Origin of the sequence: Streptomyces tuirus, assembly GCF_014701095.1 — a bacterium.
Classification (GTDB): domain Bacteria; phylum Actinomycetota; class Actinomycetes; order Streptomycetales; family Streptomycetaceae; genus Streptomyces; species Streptomyces tuirus.
The window spans coordinates 14,307-27,770 of record NZ_AP023439.1 but is presented as its reverse complement, the minus strand read 5'-3'; the positions used below and the strand labels follow the sequence as shown (position 1 = coordinate 27,770).

Annotated in this window: 9 protein-coding genes and 1 pseudogene; all 10 read right to left on the bottom strand. The window is 73.0% G+C overall.

Annotated elements, in window-relative coordinates; genetic code table 11:
* Positions 1-149 precede the first annotated feature (149 nt).
* The 10 genes and pseudogenes from IGS69_RS00110 to tap all read right to left on the bottom strand — a co-directional run bounded on the left by IGS69_RS00110 (position 150) and on the right by tap (position 13,368).
* A complete protein-coding gene (locus IGS69_RS00110; RefSeq protein ID WP_190895779.1) occupies positions 150-1,019 on the bottom strand; it encodes a TniQ family protein in 870 nt (289 codons plus the stop codon).
* 41 nt (positions 1,020-1,060) lie between these two features.
* Positions 1,061-2,041, bottom strand: coding sequence for a TniB family NTP-binding protein (locus IGS69_RS00105; protein ID WP_190904305.1), 981 nt, complete (start codon positions 2,039-2,041; stop codon positions 1,061-1,063).
* A 50-nt stretch (positions 2,042-2,091) separates the two neighbouring features.
* Positions 2,092-4,202, bottom strand: a pseudogene (locus IGS69_RS00100) (transposase).
* Positions 4,196-6,154: a Mu transposase C-terminal domain-containing protein gene (locus IGS69_RS00095; RefSeq protein WP_190895777.1), complete on the bottom strand. Its 1,959-nt coding sequence runs from the start codon at positions 6,152-6,154 to the stop codon at positions 4,196-4,198. Before IGS69_RS00095 ends, IGS69_RS00100 begins: the two are co-directional and overlap by 7 nt.
* A gap of 41 nt (positions 6,155-6,195) precedes the next feature.
* Entirely contained in the window at positions 6,196-6,879 is a 684-nt protein-coding gene (locus tag IGS69_RS00090; RefSeq protein WP_332836538.1) for a TnsA-like heteromeric transposase endonuclease subunit, read from the bottom strand.
* Positions 6,880-7,209: 330 nt separating this feature from the next.
* On the bottom strand, positions 7,210-7,530 hold the full coding sequence (locus IGS69_RS00085) for a hypothetical protein (protein WP_190895773.1): 321 nt from the start codon (positions 7,528-7,530) through the stop codon (positions 7,210-7,212).
* A gap of 152 nt (positions 7,531-7,682) precedes the next feature.
* Positions 7,683-8,903 (bottom strand): hypothetical protein, encoded by a 1,221-nt coding sequence (locus tag IGS69_RS00080; protein ID WP_190895771.1) that lies wholly within the window; start codon positions 8,901-8,903, stop codon positions 7,683-7,685.
* A gap of 189 nt (positions 8,904-9,092) precedes the next feature.
* Positions 9,093-10,493 (bottom strand): DNA-binding protein, encoded by a 1,401-nt coding sequence (locus IGS69_RS00075; protein ID WP_190895769.1) that lies wholly within the window; start codon positions 10,491-10,493, stop codon positions 9,093-9,095.
* A gap of 73 nt (positions 10,494-10,566) precedes the next feature.
* Positions 10,567-11,124, bottom strand: coding sequence for a telomere-protecting terminal protein Tpg (gene tpg / locus IGS69_RS00070; RefSeq protein ID WP_190895767.1), 558 nt, complete (start codon positions 11,122-11,124; stop codon positions 10,567-10,569).
* 15 nt (positions 11,125-11,139) lie between these two features.
* Positions 11,140-13,368, bottom strand: coding sequence for a telomere-associated protein Tap (gene tap / locus IGS69_RS00065; protein WP_190895765.1), 2,229 nt, complete (start codon positions 13,366-13,368; stop codon positions 11,140-11,142).
* Positions 13,369-13,464: the final 96 nt, after the last annotated feature.

Here is a 13,464-nt window from a genome sequence, read left to right as displayed (position 1 = left end):
CCGGCGGATATGTGGGCTGAGCTGGCTGTTTGGTGCTGCGCAGTGAGCTGAGTGGGGCAGCGGTTTTTGCGCAGTGTGGTTGGCGCGTCTATAGGTACGGGTGCTGGCCGGTCGTGTGAGGGCTGGGGCGGCGAGGGGTGTGTGGTGGTTCAGCCGGTGGTCAGGCGTTGCCAGAGCAGGTCGTGGTCGGCGGGTGCGAGGCGGGGCAGTTGTAGGCGGCTGGCCAGGTCGTGGAGGAAGGCGGTCTGCTGGGTGCGTGCCAGGGGGCGTGGGGGCAGGCGGTCGAGGGTGGTGGCGAGGGTGAGGGTCTCGGGGTAGGTGATCAGGTTCCGGCAGGTCAGTGTGGGGGAGGCCGGGCCTGGGGCGAGGTGGGGGTTGGCGGTGGTGAGTTGGCGTAGGCGGGTGTGCCAGCGGCTGTGGAGGTGCTGGTGGTGGTCGTACCAGCGCGTGGTGATCGTTGATGCCCAGCTGAGAGAGGCCGCCGTGGGCGGGCGGCGGGCGGTGAGGCGGGCATGGGCGAGTTCGGGCAGGGAGCGGATATCGAGGGGGGTGCGCTGTCTGGGGTCGCTTGAGGCTTGCTGGTGGCGGGTGCAGATGAGGGCCCGGGGCAGGTCCGGTGCCGGGTGGATCCACGCGGGGATGGCTTTGTACGGGCTGCGGTGGGCGGTGCAGGCGGTGCACGCAGGCAGCGGCTGCACCGCGGGATGGGCGGGCTGCCAGCGGGCGATGGCGGCGCGGGCGGTGCCGATGGCGGCGGGCGGGGGCTGGCGGGCCAGTGCGCGGGCCAGATGTGCGGACGGGATGCGGGTGAAGCCGGACAGGCGGCGGGTGGCTTCGTTGCTGAGGTGGATTTCGTTGGTGGGCGGGCCCGCCGTGGTGCCGGTGGCGGTGATGTGCAGGCCGTCCAGGAGCTGGGCGGCACTCAGGTGGTAGGCGGCTGCGAGGCGGGTGAGGTAGGAGGCGGTGGCTTCGCGGGGCAGCGGCCTCGCACGCAGCGCGCCGGGCGGGGTGGGCCACATGGTGCTGGCTGATACCGCAGGGCTGCTCGCGGGGTGCGTGGTCACCGGCTGCTGGGCCGGGCGCGGCGGGCGGGGGTGCGGGGCCGGTAGTGCTCCTCGGCGAGGTGGTCCAGCGCGATGGAATCCAGCAACGGTCTGGTGATGCGTTCGCTGCTGTTGAGGATGGCTTCGATGGCGGCCTGGCGGATCAGGCGGGAGAGGCTGCCGATGCGCCCGGCGGTCCGTTCGTGCAGGTATGACGCCAGCCTGGGCAGGCTGCCGGTGCGGTGGGCGCGCAGGTCGAGGGCTGCTTCCAGGGCGGCGATCAGCTCGCGGAACGGTTCGCGTTCGCCGGCGCGGGCGGGCAGTGCCCCGCAGTCGATCAGAGAGGCGCGCCCGGCCAGTTGCGCGCCGCGTACCCCGGTGAACACCGCGCTGGCGGTGACGTCGATGCCTGCGTAGACGAACGTGGCGCCGACGCGTTCGGTGAGGTCCTTGAGCCAGTCGGCGGCCTCCGCGCCGGATGTGGTGCGCGGGTTGAGTCGGTGGATCTCGTCGATCAGCACGAGCTTGACGCCGGCCGCAGTGTAGGTGTGGCAGACAGCCGTTGTGATCTGCGCGGTGGTCATGCGTGAGGTGACGGGGATGCCGAGGTAGCGGGCGAACTCCCCGGCCAGGGTCTTGGCGGTGGCGCCGGGCGGCACCAGCACATAAGCCACCGGCACACTGTCGTCGCCCGGGGCGGCGCGGCGGGTGTGGGCGAGGTGGCAGGTCCGGCCGACCTGCAGCAGCGCGGTGGTCTTGCCGGTGGTGGCCGGCCCGGTGACGATCAGCGACGGCCGGGCGGTGACGTGCTGGTGCCGTCCCAGAATCATCAGCGTGCGTACCTGGCGTGCCAGGGCCTCGATGGCCGGGGTGCGCACGGTGACGAACTGCGAGTGGTAGGCCAGGCGTTCCTCCACTGGCCGTGGCGCCTGGCCCGGCTGTGGTGGCGTCGGGGGCGCGGCGTGGGCGAAGCGGGCGAAGGCGTCGAACGTCGTCACCGTCCCCGCGGCTGGCTCCCCGGTACCGGGGGCGGGGGGATCGGTACGGGTCACCACAGTTCGGCCTCCTGCTCGGCGTCATACAGCGTGAGCGTGCCGGGCTCGTCGGCGCCGACGCCGTCACTGGCCTCAGCCCGGGCTCGGGCTTCCAGCGCGTCGAGGCTGTCCTCAGCCTCGTAGCGGCTCACCGCTGGTTGACCGCCCGCCGGCCGGGGGGCTGCCTGAGCGGTGTGCCTGCCCGGCATCGTCCTGGGCGGTGCTGGTTGCGCCGCAGTGCTGGGCCGGGCGCGGCGCAGGACCTGGTCGGCGGCCTCCGCGAGGGCCACTTCGTGCTTCTCGCGGTCTGTGCGCTGGTTCATGGCGGTGCGGATGTGGCGCCAGGTGGTCTCGCTCATCGGGGCGTGGACGTGGTCGCGGTGGATCCACGGAATCTCGTGCAGGTGTCCGTCGGGCAGCCGGATGTAGATCTGGCGTACGTCGTGCGGGTTGAGGTGAATCTCCCACCTGCCGCCGGGCCCGGCCGGGCAGGGCCGTCCGCGGTGCTCGTTGAGCACGGCGTGGTCGTAGGTGCGGTGGTTGATGCGGATGCCGCGGCCGGTGACGGGATGGAAGCGCACCGGCAGCAGTTCCAGGTAGTCGGCGCCGTCCAGCGGCAGCGGCACGTATCCGCACGCGCCCAGCAGCGCGCCCCACATCTCGTTGGGGGCCAGCGCCTTCTTCGGCAGCAGGGGGTGGCGCAGCCCGTCGTGGGGCGGTGCTGCCAGCACGCGGTGATCCATTCGTCCAGCAGTTCCTGCAACTGCGCCACCGTGAACCGGGCTTCGTCCTGCACCACCTCGCCGCGCGCCAGGACGTGGGAGCCGGTGTAGCCGGCGACGTGCTGCGCGAACAACGAGTTGATGCTTCCGAACGTCCTCTCCACCGCGCCCTTGGCGGCCGGGGACCGCGGCGGCGCCGGCTGCACGCTCACCCCCAGGGTCTCGCATGCCGCCAGGAACGCGGTGGAGACGAAGATGGCCCCGCGGTCGATGACGATCGTCTCCGGCACCACCACCGGCCGCGCTGCCGCTTGCTCCAGCCGTGTGTCCAGGGCGAGGAGCCGGTCGTAGGGGACGGCGGCGTGCGCCATGCGCAGCTGCTCGCCCCAGCCGGGCCGCACCGGGTGGGGGACGGCCATCTCCGCCAGCAGCAGGGCGGCGTCCACGGCCTTGGTGCCCTCCTCGCGCAGCACGGCCGCCACCACCGACCGGGTCGCCACGTCGAGAGCGATCGTGAGTTCCGGGCGCACCGCACGGCCGTCCTCGCCGATGGCCATCACATCCAGGCGGGTGGTGTCGACCTGCACCAGCTCGCCCGGCCGCAGTGCCACCGTCGGTGTGAAGGGCCGCACCGGCGCGGCCGTTGCGGTGCGGGCCGGACGTCCCGGATGCTCCAGCGGGTCGGCCAGCACCCGCGCCAGCCGGTTGAACGTCGACGGCGCAGGCAGTGCCACCGTGCCCGGCCCGTGGGTGTCGGCCAGGATGTGCCCGGTCAGCTCCCGCAGCCCCTTCAGCGTGCCCTTGGAGCGGCCGCGCTGGCGGCGCAGTGCCTCCAGCACCGCGGCCACCACCCGCTCATCAGCCTGCCCGGTCGCACTGGAGGGTTTGCGGCGCGGGATCAGACCCCACAACCCCTGGCCGTGGTAGCGGGCGCGCATGCGGCGCACGGTGGCCCGGCTGACCCGCGGCCAGCCCAGCTGGGTGAGTTCGTCGGCCTTGGCCTGCTCCCGCTCGGCCATCGATGTGCGCTGCGGGTCGTACTCGGGCCGGGGGACGCCGGTGCTGCCGGGCCCGTCGGGCAGTCCGGTCTCGATCTCGCGGATGTGCCGCTGCCAGGCCAGAGCCCGCTCCCGCTCCCGGGCGGGCACCGACTCCAGCAGCCCCCACTGCCGCACTCCCGCACTGGGGGAGCCCACCACGGTGAAGGCGGGGTCGGCGAACAGGAACGAGGACAGAACCGACGCCGTCTGCCCGTCCTCGTCGACCAGCGTCACCGACGCACCGGCCACGGCGGCCACCTGCCAGGTACAGCTCTGGAACGTCACATACGCGCCCAGCTTCACCTGCCTGCCACTCGCAGCGGCAGCCACGGGGCGGCTAGGGCGGCCGGGTGCGCTCACCACTGCTCGGCCTCCGCCTGCGCGTCCCACATTCCGAAGGCACCCGCCCGTCCGGGCCCGTCCGGCACCGGTGCCACGGCAGCACCGCCCGGTGCCGACCTGTCCGTCAGGCCCTGGCCGCCCGCCGGCACACCGGCCTCCCGCCCCCGCCCGTTGCTCGATGACGCCGGATGCCCGGGCGGGCCGCTCCGGTCGGCGATGATCTGCCCGGTGCGGCGCCGGACGGCGTCGTCGAACGGGCGCAGGGCGTGCGCGTGCTCGGTCCAGGGGATCTCGTGCAGGAGTCCGTCGGGCAGCCGGATGTAGACCTGCCGGACGTCATAGGGGTGGTGGCGCACTTCCCACCGGCCGCCGTCCGTGGTGGGGCAGGCCCGGCCGCGGTGCTCGTCCAAACACTCATGGTCGTAGCGGCGCCTGCCCAGGCGGATCCCGGATTCGGTGACCGCCTGGTGCTGCACCGGCAGCAGCTCGGCGAAGTCCTGCCCGGCCAGCGGCACCGGTACCGATCCGGCGACCCCCAGCAGCACCCGCCACATCTCCTGTGGACTCAGGGCCGCCTTGGGCAGCAGCGGGTGCCGCAGAGCCTGTTGGGGGCGGGTGTGCCAGCGGGCGGTGATCCACTCGTCCAGCACATCCCGCAGGTGCGGCAGACTGAAGAACGCCTCCGCCTGCCGTCCCGCGCTGTCCGGCCGGTGCACAGCACCCAGCGCGGTGGCCAGGTCTGCGGAGTGCCGGGTGAACAGCCCTGCGAACGTTTTCACCCTGTCCCCAGCGGCACTGTGCAGGCCGCGGCGCCGTGCGGGGGCGGCTTCCAGGCTCACGCCGAGGCTTTCGCACACGGTCAGGAACCAGGGAGTGACGGCGGCCGCCGCCGGGTCGAAGACCAGCGTCTGGGGCAGGGCCGCCGGACGCGCCACGGTCGCCTCGATGCGCGCGTCCAGGGGCATCAGCCGCAGCGGCAGCGGCAGCGCCTCGTGGACTGCCCGCAGCATCTCCCGCCACCCGGGCCGCGCCGTGCGGGGGACTGCCATCTCGGCCAGCAGCACGGACAGCTCGACCGGCGCGGCCTGCTGCGGGTGCAGCACGGCGGCCAGCACGCAGCCGGTGGCCCCGTCCAGTGCGCAGGTGACCGACACCGCCACCGCACGGCCGTCCTCGCCCACCGCTTCGACGCCGAGGCGGGCGGTGGCGACATGGACCCGCTCGGCGGGTCGCAGTGCAGGCGGCCCGCCGCCTGCCCCGTCCGGACCGGTGGCGGTGCGCGCCGGGCTACCAGGCGGCTCGGCCGGATCCGCCAGCATCCTCACCAGCCGGTACAGCGACGACCTGGCCGGCAGCGTCACCCGGCCCTTCCCGTGCGTCTGCGCCACGATCTGTTCGGCCAGGTCGATGACCTGCTTGACCGTGGTCGCCCTGCGGCCGCGACGTACGCGCAGCGCCTCCAGCACGGCGGCCACCACCCGCTCGTCCGTCCGCCCGGTGGGGGAGGAGGCGCGCAGGGACCGCTTGTCCACCAGCCCCAGCAGCCCCTGGCGCTGGTAGGCCAGCCGCATCCGCTGCACCGTAGGACGGCTGACCTTCGTCCAGCCCAGCCCCGCAAGCTCCTTCGCCTTGGCGAGCTCCCGCTCGGCGAGCGTGAAGGCCTGCGAGTCGTACTCAGGCCTCGGCACCCCGCCGCCGCTGCCGGGGCCGCCGGGCAGCCCGGTCTCGACCTCCCGGATGTGCCGCAGCCAGGCCATCGCCCGCTCCCGGGCAGGCAACGGCACATCCGCCCACATAGCGGCGGCCGGAACCTGCGGGGCGGCCAGGCCGACGACCTCGAAGCCGTCGGCGGCCACCAGGCGGGCGGCCAGCACGCACCCGGTGGCCCCGTCCTCGGCGGCCAGATACACCCGCCCATCGACCAGAGCGGTCACCTGCCAGGTGCGGTCCTCGAACCGGACCTGAGCGCCCACCCCAACACACCGCCCACCGGGCGCGGTTACCTCGTGCCTGCTCACCTGCCGTGCTGCTCCTGCTCCCCGTCGCCTGCGGCCGGGCCGGGCGCCACGAGCGTGTGCTCGCCCAGCGGCCGCGTCAGATCCGCCACCAGCCGCCCGCCCCACAGCGCGTGGTAGAGCACCGGCAGCGCGCTCAGGACCTCGCCCGCAGCCACGGCCCCGGCCATCAAAGCCCGCGGGGCGGCGAACGCCTCCAGCACCGCCTGCTCAAGCCCGCCGGCGTCGCGGTAGCGGGGATGGCGGTAGCCGGCCAGCCACCGCACGTTCGCCGCCACTACCTTCTCCGGCGGCACCAGGCGCCGGTAGGTGAACCCCACCGCCGCACACGCCGCCCCCAGCACCGCGGCCGCCCGCGCGGCACGGTCCCCGGTGGGCCCGGCGTGTGCGGGGCAGTCGGCCAGCAGAGCACGCCCGTCGGCGTAGCGGATGAACACCTGCGGCACCCACGTCAGGACCCGCCCGCTGCCGGGATCACGCCAGATCAGCCGCACCGGCCGCGCCGACAACCCCACCACCTGCGGATCACGGTCCAAAAGCATCAGCTGCATGCACATCGCCTGCGACCCGTGCGGTATGTGCCCGCCGGTGGTGGCCGACCACCACCAGCCCGGCCCCCACCGCCGCCCGGGCACCACAGGGAACGCCGCCACCGGCTGGAGCTGCTCGAACCGAACAGCCACCGCGGCCTCAACCCATCGGCGTTGCACGAGTGTGCCGTCCGGCCCCGTGAACTCTGCCTCCACCGCACCCGGTTGCGGCACCCGGCAGGCCCTGCCCGCGACGGCAGGTAAGCCGTCTTGGCTGCTGTCGATGATCACGTGCTCCACACAAACGTCACACCGGACACGGCGCGCAGGCGAACCGGCCAGTAACTCCAACTGCCTTGCCACAAGAACCGGTTGTCCTGTGCGGGGGACAGGATGCCGCCTGGGGCGCGCTGGTGTCAGTGCACATCTCTGCACTTTCCCGCCCGGGCCGCCAGGTGAGCAGGCGCCGGATCGGCTTCGCCGCTATCCCAGAGACGACAGCACCCACCCCGAGTCGTCTTCGCCGGAACCGAACCGGATCAGGGCGCCGGACGGCATCGCCGCACCGCGCGCGAGCGTGTCGACGAAGGCGTCTGCGAACGCGTTGACCTGCTCGCGCCCCGCCCCCTGGTCGTCGTCGCGGACACCGGAGTCGAGCCACAGGTGGTCGCGGTGCCCCGTGACCTTCAGCATGAGCTTGAACGTCTCGTGGTGGTAGTGCGGATCGCTCACGGTGACGCCCACGACGGTGTCACCGCGCACCAGGTCGTCCCCGACGCGTACCCACAGATCGCGTTTGGCCACTGCTCCCCACTTCCCCCGCCCGGCCGCATCAGCAGCCTGAGCGTAGCCGTCTTGGGCCCGCCTCTGGCTGAGAGTCGGCCCGCCAAGGAAAGACTTCAGTCTGCGGCTTTCATGCTGCCCCTTTGCAGCCCGGGACCTTCCGGCGGTCGGGGTCAGGAGTGGCGGAAGCCGCGGTCGGGATCGCGGGCCTGACTGGGGCGGAAGGGAACGAACCAGTCCGCAGCGGCCAGGTTGGCAAGTCCGAGGGCCTGGTTGATCTCGTTGCCGGTGTCCTCGATCCCGTCCAGGGAGGCGTCGAACAGCATCAGCACGTCGTGGTCCTCGAACAGGACGGTCGAGCACCAGTCCCAGTCGAAGTCGCGGCGGTCTTCGCCCAGACCCTCCACTGTTTCCGCGACCAGGCGCGGCCGGTTCCGCGTCAGCGACTTGGCCCGGTCGATACCCAGGTGCAGGGCCATCTCCTCGCCGGTGCACAGCGGGCGCACGGCGTGCGTCTCGGCGAGTTCGGCGGCCAGGTCGTCGAAGCACCGGGCCATCTGCCGCCGCCACTGCTGGTCCTGGTGAAAGGTGATCGGCGGCAGCGAGCCAAGGACACGGCCCTCGCCGCGCCCAACAGACGCGTCCCCCACGTCGGCGACGTCCTGCCAGATCTGCGCGGACAGCTCCTCGAGCGCCACCCGCAGCACCGCAGCCGTCCGCGCGGTGAGCTCGTCCTCCTCGCCGTCCTCGTCCCAGCCGTCCTCGTCGTCGTCTTCGTTCCACGCCGCCGGCTGGCCGTGGCGGGCGAGGGAGCGCAGACGGCTGCGCACGCGCTGCGCGGCCTCTTCGGGAGCGGCCAGGGCATTGTCGATGATCTGCAGTTCGTCGGAGAACTCCTGGGCGCTCAGCAGCGTGCCGGCCTCGGCGAGCAGGGCGGAACCCGCGTCCGTGCAGGCGTTCTTGGCGGGCAGGACCACGGCGAAGTAGTTGTCCGTCAGCCGGTCGATGACAGAAGCCACCACCCCCGCGACGACCACAGGGTCGGCGAAGGCTTCCTCCACGTGCAGCCGGTCGACGACGAGAACGCTGGAGGCCGACTCGATGAACTCCTCGAACTCGTAGGTGAACCGGCCGTCCTCGTCCAGGAGCTGGGCGGCCACCAGGGCGGGGAAGGACTGCTCGTCGGCCATCCGCTCGCGCAGATTGTCGGACTTCCAGTACAGGCCCCTTACGGCCGTCAGGCTTCCCACTGGTGTGCCGGCCGCGGTGATGCGCACCTGCCACTCCTGCACTCCCTGCGCGGCAGGGTCCAGCAACTGGTGGGTGTGGTGGAAGTCGAGCGCCAGCTGGGCAAGGTCCGCCCCCGCTGCCGCCGGACCCGTTTGAGTGCTCAACGTGCTCCCTCGGCGCCGGTCCCCAGGCCGCCGCCTACCCGCGGCCCCACCTCAGCGTAGTGGCCGCACGCCTTCGCTTTTCGCGAAGCGGGCACCGCGCACCCCCAGGGGGGAACCCGGCCGGATCCGCCCTGCGTCCGGGCTGCGGCGTGCAGCGGCTGAGAGACGGCACACCGGCCGCTGCGTGCGTCAGTCCTGATCCGGGCCCTCTGACACGAGCTCCGCCAGCTCCTGGACGGGCAAGCGGGACCACGCCGACACCTCCTCCACCGCCACCCCCGCAAAGACGGCTGCGGCGGCGGTGTCCACCAAGGCCTGGTCGATCAACGCGGCACTGCGGCTGAGGTGCTCCAGCAGTGTGCGTGCCACCTCGGCGGTGGTGCCGCTGTGTACGCCCCGCAGCTGCACCAGCTGCACCAGCTGCACCAGCTGCACCAGCTGCACCAGCTGCTCCTGGGCTTCGCCGATCATCTGCTCGATCTGGAAACGGTGTTCGGCGCTCACTGTGGCCCGCCACCGGGTGCCCGAGCCGCACGCCTGCTGCTCGGCCGCCATAACGCGCAGCTGGCCGGCCATCGTGGCGGGCTGCTCTTTCCGCTTCAGCCGCCATGGATCGTCCCTCCACCCGGGCGGCCCGCCTTCACCGCGCCGCTGGCGGATGACAGCGCCCATCCAGGTGAGCAGCGGTCCGCCGTAGTCCACCGCCGACAGCGGGCCCAGCCAGCCCCGTCCCACCCGCTCACCCAGCCGGCGGCAGAACGCCCCGTCGGCGGGCAGCGGCCGCGGCCGCCCGGCGCCGCTGTCCCTCCACACCAGCTCGGTCATGGCCGGGTCCAGCAGCGCGTCGGCCACGGCCACCACCTCCGGGAAGATGACCGGATCCCGGCCCACGATCCGCCACCACCCAAGTCGCGGTCCCGCGTTGCCGCCCGCCACCCGGTGCAGCCTGTGCGGCCAGATCTCCTCCTGCTCCCAGTGCAGAGCCTCATCCCACCAGCGGGCCACCACCGCATACGCCACCGTGAACGCCTGCTCCGGGACCACCCCGGCCCGCACCGCACGGCGCGCCACCCCTGCCCACCGCCGCTGTGCCGCAGCCACCTCCGGGACGCCGCGCAGGTCGAGGTGTTCCAGCGGCTGGTCGGCGTCCGCGTCCAGCAGCCACCGCCCGTGCCGGACACACACCCGCTCCCAGCGCGGCAGATACCGCACCGCCCGCACCGTCTGCCCGGTCCGCCGCGCGGTGCACGACCGGCAGGCGAACGCCGCTTCGCCCGCCACCGCGCTCGCCGCCCGCCACCGCGCCTGCGCCAGGGCGGCCTCCCGGCCGGTGCCGATCTTGGGATCATCCACGGTGAACGCGGGCAGAGCACGCGCCAGCACCGCCGGTTCGACTCCGCACAGCTCGGCGAGCACACCCCGCCCGGCTTCGTTGAGCACGATCTCCGCATCGGCCCGCACACCGCCGCCGTCGTTCCGGGCGGGGGAGTTGCGGCACGTCCACAGCCGCAGCACGCCGGCGGCCGGCAGGCCGTAGCGGTCTGCGGCCCGGCTGATCAGTGACGAGGTCAGCTCCCCGGCCAGCGGCACGGTCCGTAACGCTCCTGCTCTCACAGCTCTCCCCTGACGCCCTGTCCTGCTTCCTGCCCGGCGCACTGACCGCCTACAGCTCGAACTGCAGGTCGACGATGTCCTTGAGTTCCACTTCGAGGCCGTGGGCACGGCGGCCGCCGTCGCGGAAGTACACCTCACCCAACGCCTCGGCAGCGATCTCGCGGAGGTCGTCCTCGTCGACGCCTGCTTCCTGGGCTTGAAGGAGGCGGGCGGCGTGCCGGGGCGGCAGGGCGAGGGTGAGGTGACGTACGCGGGCCTGGTCGGTGCTGCCGACGGCGGCGGTGTAGCCGAACCTCGCCTGCACATCGATCATGATGCCGCTCGTGGTGGCCGCGGCCTGTTTCGCCTTCGCCCTGATCTGCGGCTGCCAGCGTGCGCGGACCTCACGCTCCAGCCGGTCGGCGAGCTCCGGCCGGGGCTTTTTGATCTGGTTCTTCACATAACGTTCGACGGTGCGCTGGCTGATGCCGAGCAGCTCAGCCACGCGCCGGGTGCTGCGCTGGTGCTGCCTGACCAGGTACCGCATCTGCGCCCCGGCGGACTTGGGAACGGGCCGCGTGAACGCCCCCTGTAGCGCCTTGTCGAGTTCTTCCCCGACCGTGACCATCGCCTGTAACGCTCCCTATTCTCCGGTGTCCTTGGCGGTGACCTCGCCGGTCTTGATGTAGCGGGCGAGGTTGGCGACATGGCCGTCGGCGCTGAGCTGCTCGAGCACGTCCGCCCCCCACAGCACGCTCTGGGTGCCCTCGTGCTTGACCATCCCGGGCGAGACGCCGAGCCGGAACGAGCCCGGCACGGTCTTGCCGTCGGCGCCGTAGGGCAGCACGTCCAGGGGGCTGGGCCCGTCGGCCGCGTACACGGCGCAGTCGGAGAGGACCGCAACCGGGTACCGGCCGGTGGCCGCGGCCAGGTTGAGCATCTTGCGGTGCATGTTGATCCGGGCCCGGGAGATGACGGTAGCGCGGATGTCCGGGCGCCACGTCGGGCGGGCGAGAGCGGGCCAGGGCTGTCCCGGCTTCCAGCCGCCGCCGCGTGCCTTCTCCTGCAGCTTGCCGATGCCGCCCTTGACGGTCATCTTGACCGCGTCCACCACGATCCCCAGCTCCGGATCGCGGCTCTTGTAGCCGTCCATCGCCTGAAGGAAGTGGTGCGGGGACAGCTTCTCCGTGACGCCGAGGTCCGCCATGGTGGCGACGTAGGCATCGCGCAGCCGCTTGTACCAGCCGTCCAGGAACCGGCCGCTCTCCCGGCGCAGCCAGGCCTCGACGGGGGTGACGTCGTAGCCGAGCTCGACGGCGTAGGCCACGGTGGGCGTGGCATACCAGGCCGGACCGGTCGGGCGCTGGCCGCTCGGCGTGAACGGGCTGGGCAGCAGCGCGCCATCGAGGTCGCGCCGCTGCTTGCCGACCTTCACCCGGGACAGATCGACGTGGGAGAGGTCGACCAGCCAGGAACCGGGCACCGCTGGGTCGAAGACCGGGCGGTTGACGTGCTCGGGCGGCGATGACAGCCCGACGACCGCACCGTTGGCGGCCGCACCGAAGGCCAGGTTCACATCCAGGCCGACCAGGTGCTGCTGCATGCACTCGGCGTCGGTGAGGTCACGCGCCCAGTCGTAGGCCTCCTCGAACAGCCGCTCGCCGGGGCCGCGCACGTGGAAGCGGGGCAGATGGGCCAGGACGGGGTGTCCGTCGGTCGCCTCGCACGGCGCCGGGTCAAGCGGCTCCGTTCCCAGCGAACCGGGCCGGTGCTCGCGGTGGCGCTGGCCGTTCTCATCCGGCTCGCTCGCGCGGGTCGGCGGGTTGAGCGCGCTCATCAGCTGCAGCCCCGTCACGGCAGTGGAGCCCACCGGCGTCATCACCCGGGCCGCGTACACGCCCAGCACCCGGGCCAGTTCTGGCGGCGGCAGCTGCGCGGCATGGCCCCAGGAGCGGTCGTCCAGGGCGCGCCAGGAGGGGATGCACAGCTGCACGCACTGCCTGCGGCCGCCCTGGACGGGGCGGTAGATCCGCGCCCACGGCCCCAGCCCGCGCTTGGTGAGCTGCCAGTCGGCGCGCTTCAGCTGCTTGATGACCTTGTGTCCTTCCGGGAGCCGCCCGGCAAGCCGCTCGGCCTCGGACAAGGCGGCGGGCAGGCCGTAGCGCTCGCACGCCGCCTCGGTGAGCACCAGCAGCGGGTCGCCGTCCTTGCCCGAGCCGTGCAGCCTCTGCGACCCCAGCCGCGCCTCGGTGAGCGTCCACTCCACCAGCGCGGGCAGCGACTTGGCGGGCACGTCCAGGATCAGACCGCCGACGCCGTAGCCCGTCACATTCCGCTCGGAGTCGGCGTCGAGGACGAGTAGCGGACCGTGCGCGTAGGCACCGCCGGGCGCGGGCGTGTTCGCCGGGGCGGCCTTCCTCGCAGTGGGGCGCCGCGAGCTCTGCGGCGCCCGCTCGGCACGCGGCACCGGCCGCTGTGTCGCTGCCGCGTGCCGAGCGGGCGCTGGGGGAGCGGCCGGGGGCTCCTCGGCCTCCGCCGTGGCAGTAGCTTCCGCTGCCCCGCCCGTGAGCCGCGTCTGCGCTGGGGACGCTGCGGTGTCCGTGTCCTCCTGCGGGGCGCCGGTGCTCCGGGGGGCGGGGTAGAGCGTGGCGAGCTGCTCCAGCAGGCGCGCGTACGCCTCCCGCTCCGGCGGCCGGGGCTCGGTCTTGCCCGACTCCCAGCCGCCGACGGTCGCCCGCCGCACGCCCAGGGCGGAGGCCACCTCGTCCAGGGTGAGCGCGTGCGCCTGGCGCAGCCGCCTGCGCTCAGCCGGCGGCGGCAGCGGGGAGCGGGACGCGATCAGCGCGTCGACCGCGTCGAACAACTCGGACATGGGACACCTCCGTCCCCGACTCTACCCCTGAAACGCACCTATCGCGTACCAACAGCGACTGGATCGCGTACATTGAGCGTACGAACGATGCTCGGG

Bases quoted from the DNA above. Each gene is read 5' to 3' on its own strand.
- tap (WP_190895765.1), bottom strand. From the start codon at position 13,368: ATGTCCGAGTTGTTCGACGCGGTCGACGCGCTGATCGCGTCCCGCTCC.
- IGS69_RS00110 (WP_190895779.1), bottom strand. From the start codon at position 1,019: ATGTGGCCCACCCCGCCCGGCGCGCTGCGTGCGAGGCCGCTGCCCCGC.
- tpg (WP_190895767.1), bottom strand. From the start codon at position 11,124: ATGGTCACGGTCGGGGAAGAACTCGACAAGGCGCTACAGGGGGCGTTC.